Below are 26,734 nucleotides of genomic sequence, written 5' to 3' on the forward strand. Positions count from 1 at the left end.
GGATTGCCCGACCCTGGACAATCCATCCGACAACGCCGAGCATACGACGCACGGCACAAAGTGACCAGTCCGATTGCGGCGCCAAGCTACTCGCGGGTCACATCGGCGCTGGAAAATCCAGATCCAACATGATCATATTATGAAGAATGTCACCGTCGATATATGTGAACTATCACCACGCAACGGCGCCCGATCCGGCCCGCAGTAGGCTCCGCACGAACGACGAATCGATCCGCAACCGGAAGGATCCGCCCTGCACACCGCCGAACTCGCTGTGCCACACCGGCATCCGCATTCCGACTCGGTCGCGCGATGACCGCCGCGGACATCATCGTCTGCGGCCTCGGCCCCGCCGGTCGCGCGCTCGCGCACCGCTGCCTGGCACACGGAATGTCGGTCACCGCCGTCGATCCGCTACCGGATCGCCGCTGGTCAGCAACGTATGCGGGGTGGTACGACGAGTTGCCGCGGTGGTTGGATCCGCAGGTCGTCGCCGCCGCCGTCGACCGCCCCGCAGCCTGGGGCACCCGAATACATCGACTCGACCGGACCTATGTCGTCTTCGATTCCGAGCGGCTGCGAGATTCGCTCGATCTCGACGGCGCCCGCCTATCGGCGGATCGCGTTGTCGAAATTCGGCACAACACAGTGACTTTGGCTTCGGGCACAATATATACCGCGAATCGTGTTATCGACGCACGAGGAATTGCCCGCTCGCCTGCGCTGGCCGAGCAAACCGCGTATGGCGTTGTCGTCCAACGGGATACCGAGGTCGAGCCGCTGTTCATGGACTGGCGCCGGGACAACGGCGCGGAATCCGGTGCGCCCCCGTCGTTTCTGTATGCGGTGCCGTTGGGTGCGCGGACCATGCTGCTGGAGGAGACCTGCCTCGCCGGACGTCCCGCGCTCGGCACTGCGGTCTTGCGCGACCGGCTGCATCACCGGTTGCGGGAGCGCGGCATCGAACTCACCGGAACCGAACCGATCGAGCGCGTACGCTTCCCGGTGCAGGGCGGTCGACCGGGGCGGCGCTGGTTCGGCGCGGCGGGCGGCTTCACCCATCCTGCAACGGGTTACAGCGTCACCGCCGCGCTCGCCGCCGCTGACGCCGTCGCGCTCGGAGCCACGGCGTGGCCGGCGCAGGCACGCGCGGTACATGCGCTGCGGGCCGCAGGTCTGCGGGCGCTGCTCGCATTGCCGCCCGCAGACATACCGGTCTTCTTCGATGCCTTCTTCACGATGCCGTCGGAATTGCAACGGGCGTATCTGTCGGGACGCACCGACCTCGGCGGCACCGTCGCGGCCATGCGCACCCTCTTCGCCGCCCTGCCGACTCCCCTGCGTCGGCGCGTCGCGACCGCGACACTCGGGATACCGATTCGCTCGCGCCTTCGAATGGGTTCGTCCATGATGGAGTGATGGCACGAGCTATCTGGAAGGGCTCGATCGCATTCGGGCTGGTAAACGTCCCTGTCAAGGTGTACACCGCCACCGAGGACCACGATATCCGGTTCCACCAAGTGCATGCCAAGGACGGCGGTCGGATCAAGTACGACCGGGTCTGCACGGTCTGCGGCAAGTCCGTGCAGTATGCCGATATCGACAAGGCCTACGAATCCCCCGAAGGTGACAAGGTCATCCTGACCGACGAGGACTTCGGCAAACTGCCCGCGGCGGAGAAGCACGAGATTCCGGTGCTGCAGTTCGTGCCCTCCGATCAGATCGACCCGATCCTGTTCGAGAAGAGCTACTACCTGGAGCCCGATTCGAATACCCCCAAGGCCTACGTGCTGCTGGCGACCACGCTGGAACGCATCGATCGGACCGCGCTCGTGCACTTCACCCTTCGGCAGAAGACCCGGCTCTCCGCGCTGCGTGTGCGCGACGGCGTGCTGGTGCTGCAGACGCTGCTGTGGCCCGATGAGGTGCGCGCGGTCGACTTCGAATCCCTCGACGGTGTCGCCGAGCCGAAGCCGCAGGAGATCAAGATGGCCGAGACGCTCGTCGAGACCATGTCCGACGATTTCGATCCCGACCAGTACACCGACGAATACCAGATCGAGCTCAAGAAGGTGCTCGACGACGCAATAGCCAGCGGTACCGGAAAGATCGTCAGCCAGCCCGAGGCCGTGCCCGCCGAGATCGATGCCGAGGTCGTCGATCTGGTGGCGGCATTGCAGCGCAGCCTGGAGGCCAGCGGGCGGCGGGCCGCGGAAAGCTCCGCGAGCCAGGCCACGAAGCCGAAGGCCAAGGCGACACCGGCGCAGAAGGCCACCAAGGCAGCTGCAAAGAAGACCGCCGCCAAGCCGGCCAAGAAGGCCGCAAAGAAGACCACCGCCCGCAAGGGCGCATAACCGGTCACCCGCACACCCCTGGCAAACTGGGCGGCATGGACCCCGCCATAGCGATCGTCTCGATGGGCCTCGGCCATCTACGCCAGGTGCTGGATCTGGGACATGAGGTATTCGACACCACCGTCAAGCCGTACACCTCGTGGTCGCTGACCTCGGTGGCCGAACATTTGGACAGCCCGGATAACGCGTGCTGGGTCGCCCTCGACTCCGATCGGGTGGTCGGATTCGTCCTCGGCTCGATGGAATTCGAACATCGTGACGACTGGGCCTATCTCGAATGGATCGCCGTCGCACCCGATATGCAGGGCCTCGGCATCGCCCGCCGCCTCGTCGACATGTGCTCCAAGGCGCTGTTCGCACGCGGCGCGCGACGCATCGTCACCGATGTCGAGCAGCACAATACCGCCTCCGCGACACTCATGACGCGCAACGGATTCCGGCCCGCGGCAACCGTGACGCTATTCGTCCGGCCGAATCCGGATGAGCCCGAACCGGATTCCGCTGACGAGGCCCTGCCCGCGATACCGCCGGGGGCCAAACGGGCGCTGATCCGCCACGGCCGACTGGCCGGTGAGGGACGCGTCGCCCGCTAGCCCCTAGTCCTCGCCGAGCGCCTGCGCCCGAGCGCTGAGCGAACGACCGAGCCGGGTCACCTCGGCATCGATCTCCGGCGGCATCGTCGAGGTGGTCTTGCCGCTCTCACGCTCGGCGAACGGCGCCTGCAGCAGCGAGCTCCCGCAGCGGGGGCTGGTCCAGATCAGAACATTCCGTGCGGGATCTGATCGTCGTCGGGTACCGGTTGTACGACATCCCAGTGTTCGGTGATCACACCGTCGACCAGTCGCCAGATGTCCACCACCGCGATGCCGCGCGCATCGTCGGGAGCGATCATGTGGTAGTGCACGACGGCGTAATCGTCGTCGGCAATGACTCGCTTGATCTCCAGTCGAGCCTTGGCCACCGGCGAACTCGCGGTGAATTCGATGAAGGCCGCACGGCCGGACGGGTTCCCGGGACTGTGTTCGATGAAGTTCTCGTGCAGCAGGTTTCGTAGCACCTCGATATTGCCACCGGTGAACTCGGCGAGGCTGCGCAGGATGAGTTCCTTATTGCGGATTGCCAGATTGTTCGTCATGCGGGTAACCGTCCCAGCAGGTCGGTAAGCCTGTCGATTACCAGGCATGTAATGGCGCGGCGCGGCATCGCGACGATACTGGTGCGTGTGGACCGGGATCGGCACGCGGGTGTGCTGTTGCGCGAGTGGCGGACGCGACGCAGGATCAGCCAGCTCGAGCTGTCGGTGCAATCCGGAATCTCCACCCGGCATATCAGTTTCGTCGAAACCGGGCGGACCGTGCCGAGTCCGGCGATGATCGAACGATTCGCCGAGCACCTGAATATTCCGCTACGGGAACGCAACCAGCTGCTGCTGGCGGCCGGTCACGCGCCGGCATATCGGCACCGGACCCTGGACGATCCCGATCTCGCCGAGGCGCGAGCAGCGGTGCAGCGAGTGCTTCGAGCACATGAGCCGTTCCCGGCCTTGACCATCGACAGCCGCTGGAATCTGCTCTTCGCCAACGCGGCGACCGAGGTATTCTTCGACGAGGTCGATCCCGCGCTGCTCGAACCGCCGATCAATATGATGCGAATCGGGCTGCACCCCAAGGGCTTCGCGCCCCGTGTGCGCAATATCGATCAGGTGCGCGGATTTCTGCTGCCGCGCCTGGCCAGGCAGGCGGCACAGACGGGGGATCCCGAATTGGCCTCGCTACATGGGGAATTGAGGGCGTTCGCACCCGATGACGGTCCCCCGCGGATCGATCCCGCGGATATCGCCCTGCCCATCCACATCCACCATCGCGGCACCGAACTGTCGCTGTTCAATACCATCATGCGGTTCGGCGCGGCCTTCGATGTGACGCTCGACGAGATCGCGATCGAGTCCTACTTTCCGGCCGACCCCACCACCGCTGCCTACCTCCACTCGCTCGCCAGGTAGCGGCAGCGGGTTCACCCCTCCGCGGCCCGCGCCTTTCCCTCCGCGAAGAAGTCGAGCAGACTCGCAACCGTGTCGACCTCTTCGCGGGGGCGCAGTGCACCGAAGGGGGCATTCCAGAAATCACCGGCGCGGGGTGTCCACGGGCCGACATAGGCGTAGGGCGCCGGATGTGCGGAATCGCCTGGCGACACACCGTAATTCACTTCGTGCACCGTGCTCGACAGGTCGAAATGCTCCGGCCAGAGCACCGGAATGACATCGGGGGCCGCACAGCGCAACGCCGCATCGCCGAGTGCGAACCAGTCCGCGATCAGCCTCGCCGCCTCCGGATCGACCCGAATCGCATCGCCGGGATCGGTTCCGGTGGTGCCGGCATAGACCCCCTCCGGGGCCTGCGCCTCGAATCCCGCGCTGGCCGCCACCTTGTCATAGGTCCCCGCCAGCGGCGTGCGCCCCTCCGGCCACACCAGATCGGCGCCGATGACCGATACCGGCCATTGGGCACCGCCGAAGCCGCCGTGGACGACGCGCATGCGGATGGTCCCGAACCGCCGATACTGCGGTCCGGCGATCAACAACTCCCCCGCCGCGTGCAGGGCGAGCCGGGTGTGCCGATACGTTGTGTCGTCCACTCCAGCATCATGGCCCGCACAGGCCGCGTGCGCCATACCCCGCCGGATATACGCCGATGTCAGGGCACGTGCGATGACCAGCAGCACCTGGGCAAGCAGCGCTTATCATCGAGGTGTCGAAGAGGGAGGACACCAGCGATGGAATTCCATGTGCCCGTCATCGATATTTCGCCCTATGTCGACGGCGGTTCCGAGACCGAGCGCCGGGCGGTGGCCCGTGCGATCGATGCGGCCGCGAGCACCGTCGGCTTCATGCAGATCACCGGTCACGCGATCCCGCGGCAGGTGCTCGACGACTTCGCGGCCGCCGTCGACTCATTCTTCGACCTCGATCCGGCGACGAAACAGGACTATCGCACCCCACCGGAGATCAACCGCGGCTACTCCCCGCCCAAGAGCGAAAGCCTCAGCCTCAGCCTCGGCGTCGAATCCGCGACTCGCATGAACGACTTCTTCGAGGCCTTCAATGTCGGCGTTTCCGCGGCCGCCTACCCGCACATCGAGTTCTCGGCCTACGACTACGCCGAAAACCTCTGGCCGACACAGGTTCCCGGTTTCCGTGCACCGGTGGAGGCGTACTTCGCACACGCCGCCCGCATTGCCAGAACCCTCACCACCGCCTTCGCGGACGCTCTCGAACTACCGCCCGGCTATTTCACCCGGTTCACCGACCACTCCCTCGACGTCCTGCGGATGAACAACTACGCACTGCCACCGGGCAGCATCGATCTCGACGGCGAGCTCACCGGCATGGGCGAACACACCGATTACGGCATTGTCACCGTCCTGTGGGCGGACCAGGCTCCCGGTCTGCAGATCCTCGGCGCCGACACCCGCTGGCACGATGTGCAGCCCGCCGATGACGCCCTCTTGGTCAACCTCGGCGATCTGATGGCGCGCTGGACGAACGAGCGCTGGCTGTCCACCCTGCACCGCGTCATGCCGCCCATCACCAATGGCACCATCCAGCGACGCCGCAGCGCGGCCTTCTTCCACGATGGCAACCCCGACGCCCGCATCGAAACCCTGCCCTCCTGCATCGGTGACGGCAGCAAGTACGAGCCGATCACCGTCGCCGACCACCTGCGCGCGAAGCTCGCGGGTTCTCGTGCCCTGCAACCGAATACGAACGCGACCCGCGAGGCCGCCCGCGTCCTCGCCGCAACATCCGGCGATGGGTCCCCGGTCGAGCAATAGCGTCGACCCCGATTTATTAAACCAATCGGTTGACTATCGGGCATGGCGAGGGCAGACTCAACCATGTGGTTGAGCAGGAAGCCGAGCTGGATACGTTGTTCCATGCGCTGTCCCACCCCACACGGCGCGCGATGCTGCGGCAACTGGCCGATGGTGAGCACAGTGTCGGCGAGTTGGCCGAGCCGTATGCGATGTCGCTGGCGGGGGCTTCCAAGCATATCCAGGTGCTGGAGCGGGCCGGACTGGTCGAGCGCAGGGTGCGCGGGCGGGTTCATATGTGCCGCCTCGACGCGCGGCCGATTCGCGGTGGCGTCGAGTGGATGCGCTTCTACGAGCGCTTCTGGACCGAACGACTGGATCGACTCGAAGAAATCCTGCGACAGGAGGACGAATCATGACGATGCGCGAAGACGATTACGGGACGCTGGTGGAACCGGGGACGGTGCGGCTGGAGCGGCTGCTGCCCGGACCGATCGAACGGGTTTGGCGCTACATCACCGATGCCGAGTTGCGCCGAACCTGGCTCGCCGCAGGTGATATGGAGTTGCACGAGGGCGGTGCTGTCGAATTGGTATTCCGCAATTCCGAACTCACCGGCGCCGACGATCCAGCACCCGCGCAGTACGCCGGAGAGCACCGCGAGCCCGGCGTGATCCTCGCCTGCGATCCGCCGAAGCTGCTCACCTTCACCTGGTCCGACGGTTCCGAAGTGACCTTCGAGTTGACCAGCATCGAGGACAAGGTGCGCCTCGAGCTCACCCACCGCAAACTCCCCGACCGCTCCCGAGTACTGAATGTCTCCGGCGGCTGGCACAGCCACCTCGATCTGCTCGCCGCACGGCTGGCGAACCGCACGCCGGAACCGTTCTGGCCCAAGTTCGCACGGCTCGCCACCGAATACGCCGAACGTATTCCGGAGTGAGCGCCTAGTTGCGGAACTTGGTCTGCAGTTCGGCCAGCGTGGCCTGGAGATCCGCCGGATCGTTGGTCTTGAAGATGCCCTGATATCCGGACTCGGCCCGCACCGCCGCCTCGACCTCCGGATCGTGGTAGAGCTTGGCCAGCGCGAGCAGCTTCGGGTTGTCCTTGTCCTCGGCTCTGGCGGCGAAGACATTGATGTACTGCCTGAGCTCCGGGCGCTCGGGATCATCGGTGAAGATGGTCTCGTTCTTGGTGAGACCGGCCGGGCGCGCGAAGGTGTCGTCGACGAATGCGGCATCGACGCTGTCCAGGGATTGCGCGGTCAGCGTCGGATCGATGGTCTTCAGGCTCACCTTGGAGGCCGCAGTGTCCACATCCTCGATCTTCGAATCCCAGCTCGCGCCGCCCTTCAGCACGATCAACCCGGCGGCGGCCAGGCCGAGCAGCGGTCGAACCTGATTGGCCGGATTGTTGCTCAGCGTGATCTGGCCGCCCTTGGGGATCTCGGCCACCGACTTGTGCTTACGCGAGTACAGGGTCAGCGGGAAGATCTCGGTCGCACCGATCGGCACCAGGGTGTCGTTATTGCGGACGTTGTAATTGGCCAGGTAGCGCACGTGCTGGAATTTGTTGAGGTCGATCCGGCGCTGTGCCAGTGCCGGATTCGGCTGGTTGTAGTCGGTGAAATTGTTGTTGGACTTTGTCGGTCTCGCCGATAAGGCCCGCAGCTATCCCGATCAGCTCTCGGGCGGTCAGAAGCAGCGGGTCGGCATCGCGCGGGCGCTGGCGACCTCACCGTCGCTGCTGCTCGCGGACGAATCGACCTCGGCACTGGATCCGGAGACCACCGGTGAGGTGCTGCGGCTGCTGAAGAAGATCAATCGCGAACTCGGCGTCACCATTGTCGTGATCACACACGAAATGGATGTCATCCGCGCGGTGGCCGATCGGGTCGCGGTGCTCGCCGAGGGGAAGATCGTCGAACTCGCCAGCACCTTCGAGGTTTTCGCGAGCCCGCAGGCGCCGCCGACACAATCGTTCGTGGAGACCGTGCTGCACAATCGGCCCGACGCCGAGCAATTGCGGCGACTCGACGAGCTACACGGCGGCCGGTTGGTCACGGTGGACATCGATGACCAGCGTGGAATCGGCGCCGCACTGGCCACCGCCGCACACGCGGGTGTCGAATTCGAGGTGGTGTACGGCGGGGTGAGCACGTTGCAGGACCGGACCTTCGGCAGTGTGACGCTGGCCCTGCACGGTTCGGATGACGACGTGGACAAGGTGATCGACGCACTCGATCGCCGCTAGCGCGCCTGCTCGCAGGTCGATGGAAAACGATCTGCGTCGGCTGAAAGGACTAGCCGTGCATACAGATTGGGACAAACTCCGGCCGGTACTGACCGAGGCCATCAGCACCACCATCTATTTGGTGCTGCTCACCTTTGTGGTGGGCGGATTGATCGGGCTGCTCCTCGGCACCGCCCTGTACACCACCCGCAAGGGCGGACTGCTCGCGAACGCGCCGATCAACCTGCTGCTGAACGTGCTGGTGAATGTGGTCCGGCCGATCCCGTTCATCATCCTGCTCGCGGCACTCGGTCCGGTCACCCTCGAAGTGGTCGGGACGACGATCGGCACGGAGGCCGCGGCCTTCGTCATGATCGTGGCGGCATCCTTCGGCATCGCCCGCATCGTGGAACAGAATCTGGTCACGGTGGATCCGGGCGTTATCGAGGCGGCCCGGGCCGTTGGGGCCGGTCCGCTGCGGATCATTCTGACGCTGTTGATCCCGGAAGCGTTGGGGCCCTTGGTCCTCGGCTATACCTTCGTGGTGATCGCCATTGTCGATATGTCCGCCATGGCGGGCACGGTCGGCGGCGGCGGGCTCGGCGATTTCGCGCTGGTCTACGGATATCAGCGCTTCGACTGGCAGGTGACGCTGGTGGCCACGCTGATCATTATCGTCGGGGTGCAGGGGATTCAGTTCCTCGGCAATTTCGTTGCACGAAAGGTGCTGCGCCGCTGAGTGTTCGACCTTTGGCTTCGCGACCGAGTGCGCTCTCGAGGCGAATTGCGTCGAGAGCGCACTCGGTCGGTCAGGACGTCAGCCCGCGTTCGCAGTGCACTGCGAATCGACAATGCGCGGTCCGCGCGGCGCCGAGCTGCCGAAGTTGAGCAGCGGCGGCGGTGCGGTCGGCCCGGCATTGGCAATCGCCTGCTGTTCGGCCTCGGCCCGGGTCGGTGCCCAGGCCCAGCCCAGGTGGTCATCGCCGTTGCGGGCCACGGCCGCGCACGCATTGGCGAACTGCACGATGACATGGCAGCTGGGCAGGCCGCACTGCTGCACCGCGGCGCGATCCGAATCGGCTCGGTTCGAGTAGTTGTACGCCCAGCCGAGGGTCGCATCGCCTCGCGACGAGGTCGAGATCGCCAGCGAGCCGTAGAGGCTCTCGTCCGCCTGTGCGGCACCGGCACCGGCGGCGATGCAGGCACCAGCGGATGCGGCCACCAGACCCATGGCAGCCTTGGACGACAGTGACATGTGATATCTCCCCAGTTCTGAAAGTCGCTTCGGATCGAGATCCGGACCGGTCCGATCCGAATTGTGCAAATCTTTCTAGCACCGCGATCCGACATAACGGGAATCAGCGATCCCACAGCGCCACAGCGCGTCCCGTCTCGGATGCGACCCTATGGCGCCGCCGCGAGGGCCTTCATTGATCTCGCAGGTGGGCGATGAGCGCAGGGTCATCTTCCCGCACGCCGCCGTGCTCACCCCATGGTGGGATCGGTATGCTGGCCGCCGTGACACTCCCATCTGCCCACGCACCGATGTAGTCACACCTTTTGTCGCCAAAACCCTGCTCTTTGTATGCCTTTCGCATTCTCACAGGGCGTCTGCGATGAATACCGTTGTGGAGTCGACTGTGCGGGCGAGACGGAAGAGTGACTCGATGCTGGTTGTCAATGAAGGGTCGGCGCAACGATCCGAACAGTGTGTGCTCGATTGGCTACGGACTTGGCACGGCCAATATGTCATTGTGGGGCTTGCTGTTTCGGGGTATCCCATCCCCGACAGCGACCCAGGTGGTGCGACGCAGCAGATGGACCTGGTGGTCATTACTCCGCGCGCTGTGGTCGTGATCGAAGTGCAGGAGATCGCTGCCGAGGTGACCGGCGGGGTGCTGTCGATGGGGGCCGACGGGCGCTGGCAGCTTTCCGGAATCGATGGGGAGCCGGTTCCCCTCCGCGACAGTGACCCATTCGGCAAGGTGGCGAGCAATGCGAACCTCCTGAGCCAGATAGTGCGCAGGCGACAACCGGACGCGCACGTGGACAGGCTGATCGTGGTCGTGCCGCCCCGAGAAGCGACCATCACACTGGACACCGAATCGCGAAAGCCCGGCGGCACCGTGGTCCTCGACTCGTCGGCGGGGTTGCGGGCCTGGTTCCTTCGAACGGCGAACCGGAAGCTGATCTGGACCGCGGAGCAGGCCTATGAACTGCTCGGCGAGCTCAGCCTTGCAGATGTGGTCACGATCGAAGAGCTTGTGGCCGAGGGATTTCCGTCGCAAACCAGACGACCCGCGCGCCCCGCATCGAAGGTGCTGGTGCAAGCGCATACGTCGGCCGCGCTCGGCGCCATCGAACTTCCCGACGACGGTCGCCTGTCGTCGGAGCTGTCACATTCCAGTACTCCACACCCGCCATGGCTCCCGACCGACATCGACGAGGAGCCGTTGACAGGCGTGGCACACTCGCGGTCCAAAGTCGGTGCTGATACGGGGGCGCATGCCCAGGTATCCGCGGCGCCGCCGGAGCCGCAGCCGGTGGACCGTCCGGATGCGCTGCGGCCGCAGCCGACTCGGTCGGCTCCGCAGTTGTCGTCGGCATTCACTGGCCAATGGTCGTCGTGGATCGCGCCCGATAGGTCGTCGGAAGAGCTTCCGTTCCACCGTGACCTCGACCGTCGAAGTCGATCGGTGGAAATGCGCCAGCATTGGACCGAGGACGCGGCGGAGTCTCTGTCGGAGATTCAGCCGCAGGCATTGGCGACAGCTCCGGCCGAGCCTTCGGCAATGGTTGGGGCGCAGCCTATTTCGGAGGAGGAGCCACTGCCTTCATCGACGGTTGCATTGGAACCGCCGCCGACGAGGGCCGAGCCGCAACCTATGCCATTGGTGTGGCCGGATAGCGCACCCGCCGCCGAACCAACGCACCGGGTTTCGGCTCCTCGGCTGGCTTCCGCGGTGCGCACCGGTGTCGCCACTGTGTGCGCCAAAGCGATGAAGCTCATCTCGGGCCTGCCGCAACTGCTCGCGACGGTGGTGGTGATCGGGGCAATAGTCGGCACGACCTGGTTGCTTATTTCCGAAGGTATGGACCCGACCCCTACCACCGTCGTCGAGCAACGCCCGGGATCGAGCACCGAGCCGACTGGGCCGCCGGAACCCGCACCCCCATCCGCGCCACCTGCGGCACGGTGCTTCCCATTCCAACAGCAGTGCTGATCCGCGCGGGCCGTCTCGTCACGGTCCGCGCCGCGGGTTCGTCGCGGCAGCGTATTCGCGGTCTAGACCGTGAAACCCAGGGCGCGCAGTTGTTCGCGGCCGTCTTCGGTGATCTTGTCCGGGCCCCACGGGGGCATCCAGACCCAGTTGATCTTGAGGTCTTCGGCCAGTCCGGAGCGCACGAGGGCATTGCGGGACTGATCCTCGATGACATCGGTCAGCGGGCAGGCCGCCGAAGTGAGGGTCATGTCGAGGGTGACGATATTGTCCTGGTCGACACTCATACCGTAGACCAGTCCGAGGTCGACGACATTGATGCCGAGTTCGGGGTCGACGACGTCGCGCATCGCCTCCTCGATATCCTCGAGCTGCTTGACGGCCTCGGCCGAAAGTTCGATCTGCTCGGTCGTTTCGGTCACTGGTGTCTCACTCATGCCGGCTTTCCATTCGTGGAGATATCGCTGCCCATAGTCCGCTTGGCCTCTTCGGCGGAGGTTATCCGAATCACCGCATCCTTGAACGCCAGCCAACCCAGTAGCGCGCACTTGACCCGCGCCGGATACTTCGACACTCCACCGAGCGCGATGCCGTCGCCGATCATGTCCTCATCGCCCTCGACGGTGCCGCGGCTGGAGATCATCGCGTTGTAGGAGTCGACGACCTTCAGCGCCTGCTGCACCGGCAGTCCGATGACCTGGTCGGTGAGGATCGAGGTGGCGGCCTGACTGATCGAGCAGCCCTGGCCGTCGTAGGACACATCGGCGACATCACCGTTGTCGTCGAGCTGGACGCGCAAGGTCACCTCGTCACCACAGGTCGGGTTGACGTGGTGCACCTCGGCCCCGAACGGCTCCCGCAGCCCGCGGTGATGCGGGTGCTTGTAGTGATCCAGGATCACTTCCTGGTACATCTGCTCCATGCGCATGTCTTATGCAACTCCGAAGAAGCTCTGGGCCTTCCGCACGGCGGCTACCAGCTGGTCCACCTCGTCCAGGGTGTTGTAAACCGCGAACGACGCACGGGCCGTCGCCGGCACGCCGAGGCGGCGCATCAGCGGCCACGCGCAGTGGTGGCCCACGCGCACCGCGACGCCCTCGTCGTCCAGGATCTGCCCGACGTCATGGGCGTGAATGCCCTCGACCACGAAGGAGACCGCGCCGCCGCGGTCGATGTTCTCGACCGGGCCGATGATCCGCACGCCCGCGATCGCGGCGAGTCCGTCCAGCGCTGCACCGGTGAGCGCATGTTCGTGTGCCGCAACGGCTTCCATGCCGATCGCTTCGAGATACCGCACGGCCGCGCCCAATCCGACCACCTGCGAGGTCATCGGCACACCGGCCTCGAAACGCTGCGGTGGCGGCGCGTAGGTGCTGCCCTCCATGGTGACGGTCTCGATCATCGAACCGCCGGTGATGAACGGCGGAGTCTCCGCGAGCACCGCCCGCCGCCCGTAGAGCACGCCGACACCGGACGGTCCGAGCATCTTGTGCCCGGAGAACGCGGCGAAGTCGACACCGAGTTCACGGAAGTTCACCGGCATATGCGGCACCGACTGGCAGGCGTCGAGCACTGTCAGCGCGCCGACTTCCTTTGCCCGGCGGACCATTTCGGCGACATCGGTGACCGCGCCGGTCACATTCGACTGGTGCGTGAACGCGACAACCTTGGTCGCGGGCGACAATTCGAGCGAATCGAGATCGATGCGGCCATCATCGGTGATGCCGTACCACTTCAGGGTCGCACCGGTACGGCGCGCGAGTTCCTGCCACGGCACAAGATTCGCGTGATGTTCGAGCTCGGTGATGACGATCTCGTCGCCCGGACCCACGTGGTATGGGAAGCGGTTGTCGGAGAACGCGTAGGTCACCAGATTCAGCGATTCGGTCGCATTCTTGGTGAACACGATCTCGTCGGCGTCCACACCGACGAACCGGGCGATATCGGCCCGCGCGCCCTCATAGGCGTCGGTGGCCTCCTCGGCCAGTTGGTGCGCACCACGGTGCACGGCCGAATTGCGCTCGACGAGGAATTCGCGTTCGGCGTCGAGCACGGCGAGGGGACGCTGCGAGGTCGCGCCGGAGTCCAGGTACACCAACGGTTTCCCGTCCCGAACCGTGCGGCTCAGGATCGGGAAGTCGGCCCGGATCCGGGCGACGTCGAGGGTACGGACCGTGGCGGTCATATCAGGCTCCAGCGGTAGCGGTCTGAGTAAAACGGACGTAGCCGTTCGCATCGAGTTCTTCGGCCAGCTCGGCGCCGCCCTCGGCGACGATGCGGCCGCCGACGAATACGTGCACGAATTCGGGCTGGATGTAGCGCAGGATGCGGGTGTAGTGGGTGATCAGCAGGATGCCACCGTGCTCGCGCTCCTTGTACCGGTTCACACCCTCGGAAACGATGCGCAGTGCGTCGACGTCCAGGCCGGAGTCGGTCTCGTCCAGAATGGCGATCTTGGGCTTGAGCAGACCCAGCTGCAGGATCTCGTGGCGCTTCTTCTCACCGCCGGAGAAGCCCTCGTTCACGCTGCGCTCGGCGAAGGCGGCGTCGATCTCCAGCTCGTTCATCGACTCCTTCACCTCCTTGACCCAGGTGCGCAGCTTGGGGGCCTCGCCGCGGACCGCGGTGGCGGCGGTGCGCAGGAAGTTCGACATCGAGACGCCGGGAACCTCGACCGGGTACTGCATGGCCAGGAACAGACCCGCACGCGCACGCTCGTCGACGGACATCGCCAGGACGTCCTCGCCGTCGAGGGTGATCGAGCCGGAGGTCACCGTGTACTTCGGGTGTCCGGCGATCGCGTAGGACAGCGTCGACTTGCCGGAACCGTTGGGGCCCATGATCGCGTGTGTCTCACCGGATTTGATGGTGAGGTTCACGCCCTTGAGGATCTTGATGGGCTCGGCGGTCTCGTCCGGGTTGGCGACCTCGACGTGCAGGTCCTTGATTTCCAGGGTGGTCATCGAATTCGGATTCCTTACTGACAAAGGGGTTGGTTGGTCATGCGCCGATTGCGGCGAGTTCGGCCTCGATGGCCGACTCCAGCCGCTCCCGGACCTCGGGGACCGCGATCTTCTGGATGATCTCGTGGAAGAAACCGCGCACCACCAGACGGCGGGCGGCGTCCTCCGGGATACCGCGGGCGCGCAGGTAGAACAGCTGCTCGTCATCGAAACGACCGGTGGCGCTCGCATGGCCAGCGCCGACGATCTCGCCGGTCTCGATTTCCAGATTCGGCACCGAATCGGCGCGCGCGCCATCGGTGAGCACCAGGTTGCGGTTCACCTCGAAGGTGTCGGTGCCCTCGGCGGCCGCGCGGATGAGCACGTCGCCGACCCATACCGTGCGGGCATCGCCCTTGGGGGAATGCGGATCACCTTGCAGCGCACCCTTGTACAGCACATTGGACTTGCAGTGCGGGACCGCGTGGTCGACGAGCAGGCGCTGCTCGAAATGCTGACCGGCGTCGGCGAAGTAGAGGCCGAGCAATTCGGCATCGCCGCCGGGACCCGCGTAGCGGACATTGCCGGTGAGGCGCACCAGATCACCGCCGAGGGTGACCGAGGTGTGCCGCAGAGTGGCGTCGCGTCCGAGCTGGGCGTGGTGCGCGGTGGCGTGCACGGCATCGTCGGCCCAGTCCTGGATCGCGACCACGATCAGCTTGGCGCTGTCGCCCAGCACGAATTCGATGTTCTCGGCGTAGGTTCCGCTGCCCCGCTGGTCGATGACCACGGTGGCGACGGCGAAGTTGCCGAGCCGGACCTGCAGGTGGCCGTATGCGGTCTTACCCTCGCCCGGACCGGTGACGGTAACGGTAACCGGTTCGGCGACTTCGACTTCCGCGCCGACCGAGATCACGGTCGCCTGCTCGAAACCCGAATACGCCTGGGCCGCAACCCGATCCGACGGTACACCGGCCGCACCGAGACGAGAGTCGGTGCGCGCCACCGTTTCCACCGTCACACCGGCGACCGGAGCCACCTCGACGGTGACCGCGCCGTCCTGGACGGCGGTGCCGTCCTGCAGGCCGCGCAGGCGGCGCAGCGGGGTGAACCGCCACGCCTCATCCTTGGCCGAGGGCACTTCGAAGGCATTGACGTCGAAGGAAGTGAATACCTCCCCCTTGTTGACTGCCGGGATGCGAGCCTCAGCGGCCGCGGCAACGTTGTCCAGGGCTGCCATCAGCCGACGGCTCCTTCCATCTGCAGTTCGATCAGGCGGTTCAGCTCGAGCGCGTACTCCATCGGGAGTTCCTTGGCGATCGGCTCGACGAAGCCGCGCACGACCATCGCCATCGCCTCGTCCTCGGTGAGGCCGCGGCTCATCAGGTAGAACAGCTGGTCCTCGGACACCTTCGAGACGGTGGCCTCATGGCCCATCGTCACGTCGTCCTCGCGGATATCGACGTAGGGGTAGGTGTCGGAGCGGCTGATCGTATCGACAAGCAGCGCATCACATTTCACGGTCGACTTGGAACCGTGCGCACCCTTGTTGACCTGGACCAGGCCGCGGTAGGAGGCCCGGCCGCCGCCGCGCGCCACCGACTTGGACACGATGGTCGACGAGGTATGCGGCGCCAGGTGCAGCATCTTCGCGCCGGTGTCCTGGTGCTGGCCCTCGCCAGCGAACGCGACCGAGAGCACCTCGCCCTTGGCGTACTCACCCATCATCCACACGGACGGGTACTTCATGGTGACCTTGGAGCCGATATTGCCGTCGATCCACTCCATGGTCGCGCCGGCCTCCGCCTTGGCCCGCTTGGTGACCAGGTTGTAGACGTTGTTCGACCAGTTCTGGATGGTGGTGTAGCGGCAGCGGCCGCCCTTCTTCACGATGATCTCGACCACCGCGGAGTGCAGCGAATCCGACTTGTAGATCGGCGCGGTGCAGCCCTCGACATAGTGCACGTAGGCGCCCTCGTCGACGATGATCAGGGTCCGCTCGAACTGGCCCATGTTCTCGGTATTGATCCGGAAGTAGGCCTGCAGCGGAATGTCGACGTGCACGCCCGGCGGCACATAGATGAACGATCCACCCGACCATACGGCGGTGTTCAGCGCGGAGAACTTGTTGTCACCGGCTGGGATAACCGTGCCGAAGTACTTCTCGAAGATCTCCGGGTGCTCGCGCAGACCGGTGTCGGTGTCCAGGAAGATGACGCCCTGGGCCTCCAGATCCTCACGGATCTGGTGGTAGACGACCTCGGACTCGTACTGCGCGGCGACACCGGCGACCAGGCGCTGCTTCTCCGCCTCCGGGATGCCGAGCCTGTCGTAGGTGTTCTTGATGTCCTCGGGCAGATCTTCCCAGCTCTCGGCCTGCTTCTCGGTCGAGCGCACGAAGTATTTGATGTTGTCGAAGTCGATACCGTCGAGGTTGGAGCCCCAGCTCGGCATCGGCTTGCGATCGAAGATGCGCAATGCCTTGAGCCGGTGCTCGAGCATCCACTCGGTCTCGTTCTTCTTGGCCGAGATGTCGCGGACGACAGCCTCGGACAGGCCTCGTTGCGCACTGGCACCGGCCTCATCCGAATCGGCCCAGCCGTAACCGTATTTGCCCAGGGAAGCGATGGTTTCTTCCTGAGTGAGCGGTTGCACCTGGTCGGTGGTTGTCGTCATTCGGCACTCCTTCCGGAGTCGTTCGTACGTACCGCTGCGGGCTGTGCAGCGGCCTTATGGGAAGCGTTCTCGGTATCGGTAGTAGGCAGAACGAACAGCGGCACGTGGGTCGTGCACGCGCAATCACCGTTGGCGATCGTCGCAAGTCGCTGTACGTGGGTGCCGAGCAGGTCCCGGAAGGCCTCGAGTTCGGCCTCGCACAGCTGTGGGAATTCCTCGGCGACGTGGGCCACCGGGCAGTGGTGCTGGCAGATCTGGACGCCAGCGCCGACCTTGCGGGTGGACGCGGCGAATCCGGCGTCGGTAAAGGCCTCCGCGATCTCCTCCGCCTTGGCGGTGGTGTTCTCCGCGGTGTGCTCGGCGACCGGTTCGATGCCCTTGACGACGGTCCTGGCCCGCCTGCGCGCGAATTCGGTGATGGCCTGCTCGCCGCCGATCTCACCGAGCTGCCGAATCGCCGCCCCGGCCAGATCGTCATAGGCATGGCCGAGCCGTCCCCGGCCGACGGCCGTGAGCTGGTATTGCTTGGCCGGACGGCCGCGACCCTTCTGCTGCCACGGCGCCGAGCGGCTCGCCCGCGCCTGACCGGATTCGATCAGCGCGTCCAGGTGCCGACGGACACCCGCTGGCGTCAGGCCGAGCTTGGTGCCGATCGCGGTCGCGGTGATCGGCCCCTCTTCGAGCAACAGTTGGACAACGGCGGCTCTGGTGTGTCCCTCACCGCTCGTGACCAGGGTCGCAGGCGCAGCAGAAGAGGCGACACCGGTACGGCGACCGGTGCCTCCATCCTCGTCGTGCGGCAAACCCACGGTTTTCACAACACCAGTGTGACGGAATTATTTCCCGGAATCTAATAAGGGTGCCCTGAGTTGCCATGCCGATGACCTGCGCGGGAGCACTTCGGCAGCGGACAGGCGACTGCACCAAGTTCACCACCTGCGCCTCCTGCGCCGCGGCAGACCTTCGCATCCGGCAGAATTGCCAGTGCGATTTAGGACACACCTCGATGATCAAATCCTGAGGCACTGTTCAGCGCACGGCGGCCGAGGGTGCGCCCGGGTCCGATCGTCATGAGAACGTGCTCCCCGGTCGGTTCCGCGGAGCACCGGAACTGCCGGTCGCATCGGTTACGCTGGCCGCGTGATGTCAGGCGAGCACGGCGAAGAAGGTGTCGAACGCCGGTCGGACACCTCGAGCACCCTGATTCGACTGCGCCGGACTGCACCGATCAACACCGCCATTTCGCTGGGTCGTCGCATCATCGGACTCGATGTGCCGCCGGACCACACCGTCGGCGACACCTTCCACGTCAACGAACCCGAGGCCGCCGAGCTCAACCCGCAGGAGACAGCGCAACTGCGCCGGGTCCGGCTGCTCGGCGCGACCGGTTCGGTCATGATGGCCATCGGCGCCCTCGGGCTCGGCGCCCAGCCCACGCTGCAGAATCCGACCTACGGCCGGGCCATTTTGGGGCTGCCCGCGCGGGTACACAATTCCGGGCTGGCCACGACCATGGTCGGCACGGTCATCGTGATGTTGGCCTGGCTGCTACTCGGACGCTTCGCTCTGGGCCTGCAATCCAATCGCATTCGCCGGATCAGCCGCTCGCAGTTGGACCGCACCCTGCTGCTGTGGATTATCCCGCTGTCGGTCGCGCCGCCGATGTTCAGCCAGGACGTCTACTCCTACCTGGCACAGGGGGAGATCGCGGCGAACGGGCTCGACCCCTACGACGTGGGTCCGGTACAGGGCCTCGGCCAGGACCATATCCTGACTCGCAGCGTCCCGAATATCTGGCAGAATTCGCCCGCGCCATACGGACCGCTATCAATCTGGCTGGGCAAGGGCATCGCCGAAATCGTCGGCGACAATATGCTCGCCGGGGTACTGCTGCACCGGATGCTGGCGCTCATCGGTGTCGCCTGCATCGTCTGGGCATTGCCCCGACTGGCACAGCGGTGCCGAGTATCGCCCGTCGCCGCACTGTGGCTCGGCGCGGTCAATCCGCTGGTGATATTCCATCTGGTATCCGGTGTGCACAACGAGGCGATGATGCTCGGCCTGATGCTGGTCGGGTTGGAATACTGCCTGGCGGCCCTGAGCAATACCGGCCCGATGCGCGGACACACACTCGTGCTGCTCTTAGCGGGCACCACCCTGATCGCGCTGTCCACCACCGTCAAGATCCCGTCGATGCTGGCGCTGGCGTTCGTGTGGATGGCATTGAGCCGAAAGTGGGGCGGCGATATGCGCGCCGTACTCAGTTCGGCACTGCTGCTCGGCTGCGTCACCGGCGCCGTCATGCTCGCGGTCTGTCTCGGCAGCGGTCTCGGATTCGGGTGGATAGACACCCTGACCATGGCCAACTCGGTGCGCAGTTGGATGTCACTGCCCACCGCACTCGGCGTCGCCACCGGATTCGGGGGCGTCCTGCTGGGATTGGGCGACCACACCACCGCCCTGCTGAGCATTACCCGCCCGATCGCGGCGGCCGCGGCGACACTGGTGGTGGTGCGGCTGATGGTGGCCACCTGGCGCGGTCGGCTGCATCCGGTCGGTGCACTCGGTGTCGCCTTCGGCGCGGTCGTCCTGCTGTTTCCGGTGGTGCAGCCCTGGTATCTGCTCTGGGGCATCGTCCCGCTGGCGGCCTGGGCCAGCCGACCCGCCTTCCGGGTTCCGGCGACGATCGCCTCGGCGGCGATCAGCGTCATGCTCATGCCGTCGGGTAGCGAAATCCCCCCGTTCGTCCTTATCTATGCGGCCTGCATCACGGTCCTCACTTGTGCGTTGATGATCCTGGCAACCCGCAAGTCACTGCCATGGCGGATGCACCAGTCCGGCACCAACTCCGCGGCCACCGCGGCCGGTCCTGCCGGACCACCGAGCTGACTTGGCAGGGGTGTCGTCCCGGTCACATCCGTCGACCGCTTACGGTGTGACACCGTGAGGGAGCGAAGCGAGCGCACAATGGGCACAGCACCCTTGGACGCGACGGAGCCGAGCACCGAGGCGCGATGGTGACCGCAGCCTCGGGACCAGCCGTCTGTATCGACGGCGTCGTCAAGCGATACGGCGAGACCACCGCGGTCGACGGGATCAGCTTCGCTGTCGAACGGGCACAGGTGCTGGCCCTGCTCGGGCCGAACGGGGCGGGCAAGACCACGACCGTGGAAATGTGCGAGGGATTCCACGCTCCGGATGCGGGTTCGGTCCGGGTGCTCGGACTCGATCCGATCGCCGACTCCGACCGGCTGCGCCCGCGCATCGGCGTCATGCTGCAGGGCGGCGGCGCGTACCCGGGCGCCCGGGCGGGCGAGATGCTCGATCTGGTCGCCGCCTATTCGGCGGATCCGCTCGATCCGGACTGGTTGCTGAAAACCCTTGGCCTGCAGGACAACCGGCGCACCCCCTACCGTCGCCTCTCCGGCGGTCAGCAGCAGCGGCTGGCCTTGGCCTGCGCACTGGTCGGGAAGCCGGAGATCGTCTTTCTCGACGAGCCGACCGCGGGCCTGGACGCCCAGGCCCGGCTGATCGTCTGGGAGCTCATCGACGCGCTGCGCCGCGACGGGGTGAGCGTACTGCTCACTACACACATGATGGACGAGGCCGAGCAGCTCGCCGACCAGCTGGTGATCATCGATCACGGGCAGATCGTCGCCTCCGGAACACCCGCCGAGGTGACCGCACACGGCGCGGCCGGGCAGCTGCGCTTCACCGCCCCACCGAAACTCGATCTGCGGCTGCTGAAAACCGCTCTGCCGGAAGGCTTCTCGCCGCGCGAGATGACGCCGGGATCGTATCTGGTCGAGGGCGAGATCAACCCGCAGGTGCTGGCGACGGTGACCGCATGGTGCGCACAGCAGAATGTGCTGGCCACCGATATCCGGATCGATCAGCGCCGCCTCGAGGAAGTCTTCCTGGAACTGACCGGACGGGACCTACGCGGATGAACCAGCCAGATCGCGTCGAGAACCGCTTCACACCGGGTACCTTCACCCCCGATCCGCGCCCGAGCAGCCGCATCGCGATGATGACCGCGCAGACCCGGCTCGAGCTGATCCTGTTGCTGCGCAATGGCGAACAGCTGCTGCTGACCATGTTCATACCGATCACCCTGCTGGTCGGGCTCAGCCTATTGCCCTTCGGCGACCTCGGTACCGATCGGGTCGACAAGATCGTGCCCGCGGTAATGATGGTTGCGGTCATGTCGACCGCCTTCACCGGACAGGCCATCGCGGTCGGATTCGACCGGCGCTATGGCGCGCTCAAGCGCCTCGGGGCCACCCCACTCCCCCGCTGGGGCATCGTGGCGGGCAAGAGCGCCGCGGTCCTGATCGTCGTAGTGCTGCAGGCAATCCTGTTGGGCGCCATCGGATTCGCGCTCGGTTGGCGGCCCGACCTCGCCGGGCTCGGGCTCGGCGCGCTGGTGATCGCGCTCGGCACCGCCACCTTCGCGGCAATGGGGCTGCTGCTCGGCGGCACGCTCAAGGCAGAGATCGTGCTGGCGCTGGCGAATATCCTGTGGTTCGCCATGCTCGGCATTGCGAGCGTGGTGTTCGCATCCGAGGATCTGCCATCGGCGGTGAATGTGCTTGTGCGGCTGGTGCCCTCGGGGGCGCTGGCGGTCACCCTCGAAGACGCCATGCGCAGCAGCGTGGACTGGTTCGGTATCGCGGTGCTCGCCGTCTGGGGCGCGGTCAGCGGCTTCCTCGCTACGCGTTTCTTCCGTTTCGACTGAGGTCGGACCCGGCCGCGCGCTCGAGTCGAATCCGGCGATCGACTTTCCTCGAAAGTGCAGGCCCAACGTAGTTCGGGCTCGCAACGACGATATGTAGTAGACCGCCTGCAGGCGGCCCAACCGGCCCGGCTACCATCATTGCGTGCTGTATCGCGCATTTCTGCGACTCGTCGATCTGCTCCCGCTGCCCTCGTTGCGGGTGCAGCGATTGATCGCCGTTGCGGTCATCGTCTCCCAGGCCGGGATCGCCGTCACCGGCGCGATCGTGCGCGTCACCGCGTCCGGACTCGGCTGCCCGACCTGGCCGCAGTGCTTCCCCGGCAGCTTCACCCCGACCGGCGTCGCCGAGGTTCCGGTACTGCACCAGACCGTCGAGTTCAGCAATCGCATGCTGAGCTTCGCGGTGACCCTGTGCGCGGCACTCATCGTGCTCGCGGTCACCCGGGCCCGGCGCCGCCGCGAGGTGCTGGTGTACGCGTGGCTCATGCCCGGCGGCACCGTGCTGCAGGCGGTCATCGGCGGTATCACCGTGCGCTCCGGACTGCTGTGGTGGACGGTCTCGGTGCATCTGCTGGCGTCGATGCTGATGGTGTGGGTCTCGGTCGTCATGTTCGCGAAGGTCAGCGAACCCGATGACGGCATCGAGGTGACCCAGGCACCCACACCGCTGCGCTGGCTCACCGCACTGAGCGGTATCGCACTCGCCGCCGTCCTCATCGCGGGCACGCTGGTCACCGGCGCGGGACCGCATGCGGGCGATAAGAGCATCGAGCGCCCCGTCGAACGCCTCCAGGTCGAGATCGTCACCCTGGTCCACCTGCACTCACAACTGCTGGTCGGCTATCTCGCGCTGCTCATCGGCCTGACCTTCGGCCTCTTCGCGGTCGGCATCACCCCCGCCGTGCGCACCCGCCTGTTCGTACTGCTCGGTCTGGTTTGTGCACAGTCCCTGGTAGGTGTCGTGCAGTACTTCACCGACGTACCGGCCGCCTTGGTCGCCACCCACGTCGGCGGCGCGGCCGCCTGCACCGCCGCCACCGCAGCGCTGTGGGCGTCATTGCGCACTCGCGAACACATCTCGGCACCGGTCCCGAACCCAGCCGAACAGTCGGCGTAGTCGGTACGAACCCGCAGCCCCGTATCGCGCCGAACTCCCATCGACACAGGGATGCGAATCCCGGCGCGCCCTCGTCTCCATGACCGCTGTTGGCGCACCGGGTGGCGGCTGGATGCATACGCATCACATTGCGCAAAGGCGAGCAGTGGATCCCATGCGACAGGCAAGCTGGCATTGAGCCACAGGTTGCCGAGGGCATCCGGAGTGGCGAAGCCATCGTCGATGACAGGAGCGGGCATGAGCGAAGCCGGGTCGGATACCGCAGCGGTGATGAATCCAGCAGGGGCGGGTACCCGAGCAGCCAAGCTCTTTCCAGAAATCGAGCCGTATGAGCACGGACTCCTCGACGTTGGCGATGGGAACCAGATCTATTGGGAGACCAGCGGGAACCCGACAGGCAAACCCGCACTTGTGGTGCACGGCGGCCCGGGCGGCGGTGGGCGACACGGACCGCGAAAGTTGTTCGACCCCAGCGTGTATCGGATCGCATTGTTCGATCAACGCGGATGCGGGGAGAGCGTGCCACACGCCTCCGATCCCGCTGTGGATATGGCGCACAACACCACTGCGCATTTGATCGCGGATATGGAGCGGCTGCGCGAACATCTCGGCATCGATCGGTGGCTGCTGTACGGCGGATCATGGGGATCCACCTTGATCCTGGCGTACGCGCAGCATTATCCGGAACGGGTCAGTGCGGTCGTGCTCGTCGGCGTCACGATGACTCGACCAGAAGAGATCGATTGGCTGTATCACGGTGTCGCACGGTTATTACCCGGCCCATGGGAGGCGTTTCGGGACGGAGTGCCCACCGCCGAACGCGACGGGAATCTGGTCGCAGCGTACAACCGGCTCATGAACAGCCCGGACGCCGCGGTCCGCGCCAAAGCCGCGCGGGACTGGTGCGCCTGGGAGGATGCGGTCATCGCGCATGAAAACCTCGGCACTCCTGGGCAATACAGCGCCAAGGCCGACGATGCGATGCTGGCGTTCGTGCGGATCTGTACGCACTACTTCACCAACGCCGCGTGGCTCGATGACGGCGTCCTGCTGCGCGAGGTGCACAAGCTCGCCGAAATCCCGGCCGTGCTGATTCACGGCCGCCTCGACCTGTCCGGACCCCTCTATTCAGCGTGGCAATTGGCGCGGGCATGGCCGAGTGCCGAGCTGCGCGTGATCGATGACTCCGGCCATACCGGCAGTCCCGCCATGGGACGCGCGATTCTGGAAGCACTGGCGCGCTTCGGCGGTGCCGGTGCTTGATATCACCCGCTGATCATCTCGGCCGCGCGCTCCGCGATCGCGTAGACGGTCGCGGCGGTGTTGGCCGAGGGAATCGACGGCATTACGGACGCGTCGGCGACCCGGAGGCCGCTGATGCTGTGCACGCGCAATTCGCTGTCGACAACAGATGTCGCGGTATCACCCATCGCGCACGTGCCCACCGGGTGGAAGTACGACTGGAGCGCGGCCTTCGCGAACTCACGAAGGGCGTTGTCGTCGTCGACGGCGGGGCCGGGTGCGGCTTCTGCTTCGCGCCATTCGTCGTACGCGCTCGCGTCACCGATCTGGCGCGCCAGGCGCAGTGCGGTGATGATCGTGTGGAGGTCCCGCTCGTCGCCCAGGTAGTTCGGGTCGATTATCGGCAGTGAGCCGGCGTCCGGCGCCGAGAGCAGGACGCTGCCGCGGCTGCGCGGCTGCATCACTGCAGCGGCGATCACGTACCCGACCACGCTCCCGTCATCGCCCGGCAGGCCGATGCCGGTGGAATCAATGAAGAGAAGTTGCACATCGGGGCCGTCGTTCGCGGCGTGCTCCGTCTGGATCAGACCGATGGCATCGCCGTGACCGCTGCCATGGGTGGGCGGTATCGGCCGTGTGGACTTGTAGACCACCGGCGCCATGACGTGGTCATGTAGGTTCGCCCCTACGCCTGGCAGGTCCAGCGCGACCTCGACGCCGACGTCACGAAGATGCGCCTGCGGACCGATTCCGGACAGCATCAGCAACTGCGCCGAGCCGATTGTGCCCGCGGCGAGCACGACTTCACCAGCGCATGCGACGGAGATCGATGCTGCTGCGCCAGTGCTGTACTCGACGCCGGTGCAGCGGCCGTTCTCGATGCCGAGCCGATGTACGACCGCGTCGGCAACAAGGTCGAGGTTCGGACGCGACAATGCGGGCAGCAGGTATGCCTCGGCGGCGCTGATCCGTTTGCCGTCGACGATGTTCTGGAAGGTCGGACCGAAGCCGAGTTCCAGGCCGCCACCGATATCGCTTGCCCTGCGGTATCCACACTGGGCCGCAGCATCGAGGCCAGCGGCGATCACCGGGTGCAGCGGATCAATCGGTCCCACCCGCATCGGGCCGCCGTCGCCGCGTAGTGCCGGGTCGCCCCCGACGACGGTCTCACTGCGCTTGAAGTAGGGCAGCAGGTCGTCGAATCCCCAGCTCTTGGCGCCGACCTGCGGCCACGCGGCGTAGCTGGCTCGGTGGCCGCGAACGAACATCATCCCGTTGGTCGCCGACGAACCGCCGATGCCCCTGCCTCGCACCAACCGCACCGACGACCCCGTGGCCGATTGCACGGTTGTCGAATCGCCCCAGTCCACCGATGTGCCGATCATCATGGGCCACATCGGTGGAGTGGCACTGGCGGGCGGCGGCGTCGCGCTGCCCGCCTCGAGGAGCAGCACGCGCGCGCTCGGATCCTCGGTGAGTCGGCTGGCGATCACGGACCCGGCGGTGCCGGCGCCTACGACGACGAAGTCATACGAGTTCGATGAGGTTGACATGAACGTTCCTTCCCGCCTGATGCAATGTTATCGATGGAACGGCATTTACGATACCACTGATACATCCACCGATACCAGAAATTTGTTATCGTTGGAAACATGCTTCGTACCGCACCGCCTACTCCGCGGTCCAAGACGGCGGACAAGATGCTGGAAGCCGCCGCCGAGTTACTCGGTACGGGTGGCGTGGACGCGGTGTCGACGCGTGCGGTGGCGGCCGCGGCCGGGGTTCAGCCGCCGACGATCTATCGCCAGTTCGGCGACAAGGAAGGACTGCTGGACGCCGTCGTAGGCCACGTCCTCAGCAAGTACCTGCAGGACAAGCGACGAGCCGTCGTCACCGACGACCCTGTGCAGGACTTGCGCGAGTCATGGGATCTGCATGTCGACTTCGGCCTGACGCACCCGGACTGCTACGTCCTTGCCTATGTCCAGTCCCGGCCCGGCAAGATGCCGTCACCGGCCAGGGAGACACTCGATCTCCTGCAACAGATGATCGCGCGAATCGGCGACCGCGGCCTTCTTCGGATGAGCGTCAAGCGTGCGACCGAGCTGATGCACGCCGCCGCCGTTGGCTACGTCGTGAGTCAACTTCGCGTCCCACCCGGGGAGCGCGATCCCCAACTGTCGAAGATCGCCTGGCACAACGCGATCGCCGGGATCATCACCGATCAGGGCGCGCAGCGGTCGATGCCCTCGGACCTGCCCGAACGCGCTGTCGCCTTGCGCGAGGCGTTGCGGGGCAACGCCGATGACGCGTTGACGCCCGCCGAACGAACACTGATGGCCGAGTGGCTCGATCGCTTGGCAGATCGGACGAACACCTAGTTCATCGGGATCCTTCGGCGG

Annotated in this window: 27 protein-coding genes and 1 pseudogene; 16 read left to right on the forward strand and 12 right to left on the reverse strand. The window is 65.7% G+C overall.

What is annotated here, in order from left to right:
* The first annotated feature begins 312 nt into the window (after positions 1-312).
* Genes ABZ293_RS06520 through ABZ293_RS06530 form a run of 3 tightly spaced genes read left to right on the forward strand, consistent with a single transcriptional unit; the run spans position 313 to position 2,947 of the window.
* A complete protein-coding gene (locus ABZ293_RS06520) occupies positions 313-1,419 on the forward strand; it encodes a lycopene cyclase family protein (RefSeq protein ID WP_355177942.1) in 1,107 nt (368 codons plus the stop codon).
* Positions 1,419-2,354: a Ku protein gene (locus ABZ293_RS06525; protein ID WP_355177944.1), complete on the forward strand. Its 936-nt coding sequence runs from the start codon at positions 1,419-1,421 to the stop codon at positions 2,352-2,354. Before ABZ293_RS06520 ends, ABZ293_RS06525 begins: the two co-directional genes overlap by 1 nt.
* A gap of 35 nt (positions 2,355-2,389) precedes the next feature.
* Positions 2,390-2,947: a GNAT family N-acetyltransferase gene (locus ABZ293_RS06530; RefSeq protein WP_355177946.1), complete on the forward strand. Its 558-nt coding sequence runs from the start codon at positions 2,390-2,392 to the stop codon at positions 2,945-2,947.
* 164 nt (positions 2,948-3,111) lie between these two features.
* Here ABZ293_RS06530 and ABZ293_RS06535 read toward each other — a convergent pair whose 3' ends face one another.
* The gene (locus tag ABZ293_RS06535; protein ID WP_355177948.1) at positions 3,112-3,489 is read right to left on the reverse strand and encodes a nuclear transport factor 2 family protein; all 378 of its coding nucleotides are present in this window, start codon (positions 3,487-3,489) and stop codon (positions 3,112-3,114) included.
* Between the two features lie 51 nt (positions 3,490-3,540).
* On the opposite strand from ABZ293_RS06535, the gene ABZ293_RS06540 reads away from it, so the two are divergent.
* Positions 3,541-4,356, forward strand: coding sequence for a helix-turn-helix transcriptional regulator (locus ABZ293_RS06540; RefSeq protein WP_355177950.1), 816 nt, complete (start codon positions 3,541-3,543; stop codon positions 4,354-4,356).
* A gap of 11 nt (positions 4,357-4,367) precedes the next feature.
* Here the strand turns inward: ABZ293_RS06540 and ABZ293_RS06545 are convergent, their stop codons facing one another.
* Complete coding sequence (locus ABZ293_RS06545) at positions 4,368-4,988, reverse strand: hypothetical protein (protein ID WP_355177952.1); 621 nt, start codon at positions 4,986-4,988, stop codon at positions 4,368-4,370.
* Positions 4,989-5,126: 138 nt separating this feature from the next.
* On the opposite strand from ABZ293_RS06545, the gene ABZ293_RS06550 reads away from it, so the two are divergent.
* The 3 genes from ABZ293_RS06550 (at position 5,127) to ABZ293_RS06560 (ending at position 7,107) form a co-directional block, all read left to right on the forward strand.
* On the forward strand, positions 5,127-6,185 hold the full coding sequence (locus ABZ293_RS06550) for a 2-oxoglutarate and iron-dependent oxygenase domain-containing protein (protein ID WP_355177954.1): 1,059 nt from the start codon (positions 5,127-5,129) through the stop codon (positions 6,183-6,185).
* 65 nt (positions 6,186-6,250) lie between these two features.
* Positions 6,251-6,583: a metalloregulator ArsR/SmtB family transcription factor gene (locus ABZ293_RS06555; protein ID WP_355177956.1), complete on the forward strand. Its 333-nt coding sequence runs from the start codon at positions 6,251-6,253 to the stop codon at positions 6,581-6,583.
* Positions 6,580-7,107 carry an SRPBCC family protein gene (locus ABZ293_RS06560; RefSeq protein WP_355177958.1) on the forward strand — a complete coding sequence of 176 codons (528 nt, stop codon included), beginning with the start codon at positions 6,580-6,582 and terminating at the stop codon, positions 7,105-7,107. Before ABZ293_RS06555 ends, ABZ293_RS06560 begins: the two co-directional genes overlap by 4 nt.
* Positions 7,108-7,111: 4 nt before the next feature.
* On the opposite strand, the gene ABZ293_RS06565 is transcribed toward ABZ293_RS06560, so the two are convergent.
* A complete protein-coding gene (locus ABZ293_RS06565) occupies positions 7,112-7,834 on the reverse strand; it encodes a MetQ/NlpA family ABC transporter substrate-binding protein (RefSeq protein WP_355178510.1) in 723 nt (240 codons plus the stop codon).
* Here ABZ293_RS06565 and ABZ293_RS06570 point away from each other — a divergent pair.
* Together ABZ293_RS06570 and ABZ293_RS06575 are read left to right on the forward strand one after the other, a co-directional pair.
* Positions 7,797-8,417: pseudogene (locus ABZ293_RS06570) on the forward strand (ATP-binding cassette domain-containing protein); the annotation flags it as partial. The gene ABZ293_RS06565 and the pseudogene ABZ293_RS06570 sit on opposite strands and share 38 nt — an antisense overlap.
* A 55-nt stretch (positions 8,418-8,472) precedes the next feature.
* Positions 8,473-9,135 (forward strand): methionine ABC transporter permease, encoded by a 663-nt coding sequence (locus tag ABZ293_RS06575; RefSeq protein ID WP_355177960.1) that lies wholly within the window; start codon positions 8,473-8,475, stop codon positions 9,133-9,135.
* 78 nt (positions 9,136-9,213) lie between these two features.
* Here ABZ293_RS06575 and ABZ293_RS06580 read toward each other — a convergent pair whose 3' ends face one another.
* Positions 9,214-9,651 carry a DUF4189 domain-containing protein gene (locus tag ABZ293_RS06580; protein WP_355177962.1) on the reverse strand — a complete coding sequence of 146 codons (438 nt, stop codon included), beginning with the start codon at positions 9,649-9,651 and terminating at the stop codon, positions 9,214-9,216.
* Between the two features lie 412 nt (positions 9,652-10,063).
* Between ABZ293_RS06580 and ABZ293_RS06585 the strand changes: the two genes are divergently transcribed.
* Positions 10,064-11,620, forward strand: a complete 1,557-nt coding sequence (locus tag ABZ293_RS06585; protein ID WP_355177964.1) for an NERD domain-containing protein — start codon at positions 10,064-10,066, stop codon at positions 11,618-11,620.
* Positions 11,621-11,682: 62 nt separating this feature from the next.
* On the opposite strand, the gene ABZ293_RS06590 is transcribed toward ABZ293_RS06585, so the two are convergent.
* From ABZ293_RS06590 to ABZ293_RS06620, 7 genes are read right to left on the reverse strand one after another with little or no spacing between them, the layout of a single operon-like run.
* Positions 11,683-12,054 carry a metal-sulfur cluster assembly factor gene (locus ABZ293_RS06590; protein ID WP_355177965.1) on the reverse strand — a complete coding sequence of 124 codons (372 nt, stop codon included), beginning with the start codon at positions 12,052-12,054 and terminating at the stop codon, positions 11,683-11,685.
* The gene (gene sufU, locus ABZ293_RS06595; RefSeq protein ID WP_354958436.1) at positions 12,051-12,545 is read right to left on the reverse strand and encodes a Fe-S cluster assembly sulfur transfer protein SufU; all 495 of its coding nucleotides are present in this window, start codon (positions 12,543-12,545) and stop codon (positions 12,051-12,053) included. Before sufU ends, ABZ293_RS06590 begins: the two co-directional genes overlap by 4 nt.
* A gap of 3 nt (positions 12,546-12,548) precedes the next feature.
* Positions 12,549-13,802 (reverse strand): cysteine desulfurase, encoded by a 1,254-nt coding sequence (locus tag ABZ293_RS06600; protein WP_355177967.1) that lies wholly within the window; start codon positions 13,800-13,802, stop codon positions 12,549-12,551.
* 1 nt (position 13,803) lies between these two features.
* Positions 13,804-14,580, reverse strand: coding sequence for a Fe-S cluster assembly ATPase SufC (gene sufC / locus ABZ293_RS06605; protein WP_355177969.1), 777 nt, complete (start codon positions 14,578-14,580; stop codon positions 13,804-13,806).
* Positions 14,581-14,617: 37 nt separating this feature from the next.
* On the reverse strand, positions 14,618-15,799 hold the full coding sequence (sufD, locus tag ABZ293_RS06610) for a Fe-S cluster assembly protein SufD (RefSeq protein ID WP_355177971.1): 1,182 nt from the start codon (positions 15,797-15,799) through the stop codon (positions 14,618-14,620).
* The gene (gene sufB, locus ABZ293_RS06615; protein WP_355177973.1) at positions 15,799-17,235 is read right to left on the reverse strand and encodes a Fe-S cluster assembly protein SufB; all 1,437 of its coding nucleotides are present in this window, start codon (positions 17,233-17,235) and stop codon (positions 15,799-15,801) included. The genes sufD and sufB overlap by 1 nt, the downstream gene beginning before the upstream one ends.
* Positions 17,232-18,044 (reverse strand): metalloregulator ArsR/SmtB family transcription factor, encoded by an 813-nt coding sequence (locus tag ABZ293_RS06620; RefSeq protein ID WP_355178512.1) that lies wholly within the window; start codon positions 18,042-18,044, stop codon positions 17,232-17,234. Before ABZ293_RS06620 ends, sufB begins: the two co-directional genes overlap by 4 nt.
* A gap of 334 nt (positions 18,045-18,378) precedes the next feature.
* Between ABZ293_RS06620 and mptB the strand changes: the two genes are divergently transcribed.
* The 5 genes from mptB (at position 18,379) to pip (ending at position 24,353) form a co-directional block, all read left to right on the forward strand.
* Positions 18,379-20,124, forward strand: coding sequence for a polyprenol phosphomannose-dependent alpha 1,6 mannosyltransferase MptB (gene mptB, locus ABZ293_RS06625; RefSeq protein WP_355178514.1), 1,746 nt, complete (start codon positions 18,379-18,381; stop codon positions 20,122-20,124).
* Positions 20,125-20,249: 125 nt separating this feature from the next.
* Positions 20,250-21,185 (forward strand): ABC transporter ATP-binding protein, encoded by a 936-nt coding sequence (locus ABZ293_RS06630; protein ID WP_355177975.1) that lies wholly within the window; start codon positions 20,250-20,252, stop codon positions 21,183-21,185.
* Positions 21,182-21,973, forward strand: a complete 792-nt coding sequence (locus ABZ293_RS06635; RefSeq protein WP_355177977.1) for an ABC transporter permease — start codon at positions 21,182-21,184, stop codon at positions 21,971-21,973. The genes ABZ293_RS06630 and ABZ293_RS06635 overlap by 4 nt, the downstream gene beginning before the upstream one ends.
* Before the next feature lie 142 nt (positions 21,974-22,115).
* On the forward strand, positions 22,116-23,090 hold the full coding sequence (locus ABZ293_RS06640; protein ID WP_355177979.1) for a heme A synthase: 975 nt from the start codon (positions 22,116-22,118) through the stop codon (positions 23,088-23,090).
* 270 nt (positions 23,091-23,360) lie between these two features.
* Positions 23,361-24,353, forward strand: coding sequence for a prolyl aminopeptidase (pip, locus tag ABZ293_RS06645; RefSeq protein WP_355178516.1), 993 nt, complete (start codon positions 23,361-23,363; stop codon positions 24,351-24,353).
* Positions 24,354-24,355: 2 nt separating this feature from the next.
* Here pip and ABZ293_RS06650 read toward each other — a convergent pair whose 3' ends face one another.
* Positions 24,356-25,885: a GMC oxidoreductase gene (locus ABZ293_RS06650; RefSeq protein WP_355177981.1), complete on the reverse strand. Its 1,530-nt coding sequence runs from the start codon at positions 25,883-25,885 to the stop codon at positions 24,356-24,358.
* A gap of 99 nt (positions 25,886-25,984) precedes the next feature.
* Here ABZ293_RS06650 and ABZ293_RS06655 point away from each other — a divergent pair, with 99 nt between their 5' ends.
* A complete protein-coding gene (locus ABZ293_RS06655) occupies positions 25,985-26,713 on the forward strand; it encodes a TetR/AcrR family transcriptional regulator (RefSeq protein ID WP_355177983.1) in 729 nt (242 codons plus the stop codon).
* Positions 26,714-26,734: the final 21 nt, after the last annotated feature.

Source organism: Nocardia sp. NPDC005998 (genome assembly GCF_040614395.1).
In the GTDB taxonomy this organism is placed as follows: domain Bacteria; phylum Actinomycetota; class Actinomycetes; order Mycobacteriales; family Mycobacteriaceae; genus Nocardia.

What these genes read in the sequence shown, in the direction of transcription:
- ABZ293_RS06520 (WP_355177942.1), top strand. Translation starts at nt 313, where the DNA reads ATGACCGCCGCGGACATCATCGTCTGCGGCCTCGGCCCCGCCGGTCGC.
- ABZ293_RS06525 (WP_355177944.1), top strand. Translation starts at nt 1,419, where the DNA reads ATGGCACGAGCTATCTGGAAGGGCTCGATCGCATTCGGGCTGGTAAAC.
- ABZ293_RS06530 (WP_355177946.1), top strand. Translation starts at nt 2,390, where the DNA reads ATGGACCCCGCCATAGCGATCGTCTCGATGGGCCTCGGCCATCTACGC.
- ABZ293_RS06535 (WP_355177948.1), bottom strand. Translation starts at nt 3,489, where the DNA reads ATGACGAACAATCTGGCAATCCGCAATAAGGAACTCATCCTGCGCAGC.
- ABZ293_RS06540 (WP_355177950.1), top strand. Translation starts at nt 3,541, where the DNA reads ATGGCGCGGCGCGGCATCGCGACGATACTGGTGCGTGTGGACCGGGAT.
- ABZ293_RS06550 (WP_355177954.1), top strand. Translation starts at nt 5,127, where the DNA reads ATGGAATTCCATGTGCCCGTCATCGATATTTCGCCCTATGTCGACGGC.
- ABZ293_RS06560 (WP_355177958.1), top strand. Translation starts at nt 6,580, where the DNA reads ATGACGATGCGCGAAGACGATTACGGGACGCTGGTGGAACCGGGGACG.
- ABZ293_RS06580 (WP_355177962.1), bottom strand. Translation starts at nt 9,651, where the DNA reads ATGTCACTGTCGTCCAAGGCTGCCATGGGTCTGGTGGCCGCATCCGCT.
- ABZ293_RS06585 (WP_355177964.1), top strand. Translation starts at nt 10,064, where the DNA reads ATGCTGGTTGTCAATGAAGGGTCGGCGCAACGATCCGAACAGTGTGTG.
- ABZ293_RS06590 (WP_355177965.1), bottom strand. Translation starts at nt 12,054, where the DNA reads ATGAGTGAGACACCAGTGACCGAAACGACCGAGCAGATCGAACTTTCG.
- sufU (WP_354958436.1), bottom strand. Translation starts at nt 12,545, where the DNA reads ATGCGCATGGAGCAGATGTACCAGGAAGTGATCCTGGATCACTACAAG.
- ABZ293_RS06600 (WP_355177967.1), bottom strand. Translation starts at nt 13,802, where the DNA reads ATGACCGCCACGGTCCGTACCCTCGACGTCGCCCGGATCCGGGCCGAC.
- sufC (WP_355177969.1), bottom strand. Translation starts at nt 14,580, where the DNA reads ATGACCACCCTGGAAATCAAGGACCTGCACGTCGAGGTCGCCAACCCG.
- sufD (WP_355177971.1), bottom strand. Translation starts at nt 15,799, where the DNA reads ATGGCAGCCCTGGACAACGTTGCCGCGGCCGCTGAGGCTCGCATCCCG.
- sufB (WP_355177973.1), bottom strand. Translation starts at nt 17,235, where the DNA reads ATGACGACAACCACCGACCAGGTGCAACCGCTCACTCAGGAAGAAACC.
- mptB (WP_355178514.1), top strand. Translation starts at nt 18,379, where the DNA reads ATGTCAGGCGAGCACGGCGAAGAAGGTGTCGAACGCCGGTCGGACACC.
- ABZ293_RS06630 (WP_355177975.1), top strand. Translation starts at nt 20,250, where the DNA reads ATGGTGACCGCAGCCTCGGGACCAGCCGTCTGTATCGACGGCGTCGTC.
- ABZ293_RS06635 (WP_355177977.1), top strand. Translation starts at nt 21,182, where the DNA reads ATGAACCAGCCAGATCGCGTCGAGAACCGCTTCACACCGGGTACCTTC.
- pip (WP_355178516.1), top strand. Translation starts at nt 23,361, where the DNA reads ATGAATCCAGCAGGGGCGGGTACCCGAGCAGCCAAGCTCTTTCCAGAA.
- ABZ293_RS06650 (WP_355177981.1), bottom strand. Translation starts at nt 25,885, where the DNA reads ATGTCAACCTCATCGAACTCGTATGACTTCGTCGTCGTAGGCGCCGGC.
- ABZ293_RS06655 (WP_355177983.1), top strand. Translation starts at nt 25,985, where the DNA reads ATGCTTCGTACCGCACCGCCTACTCCGCGGTCCAAGACGGCGGACAAG.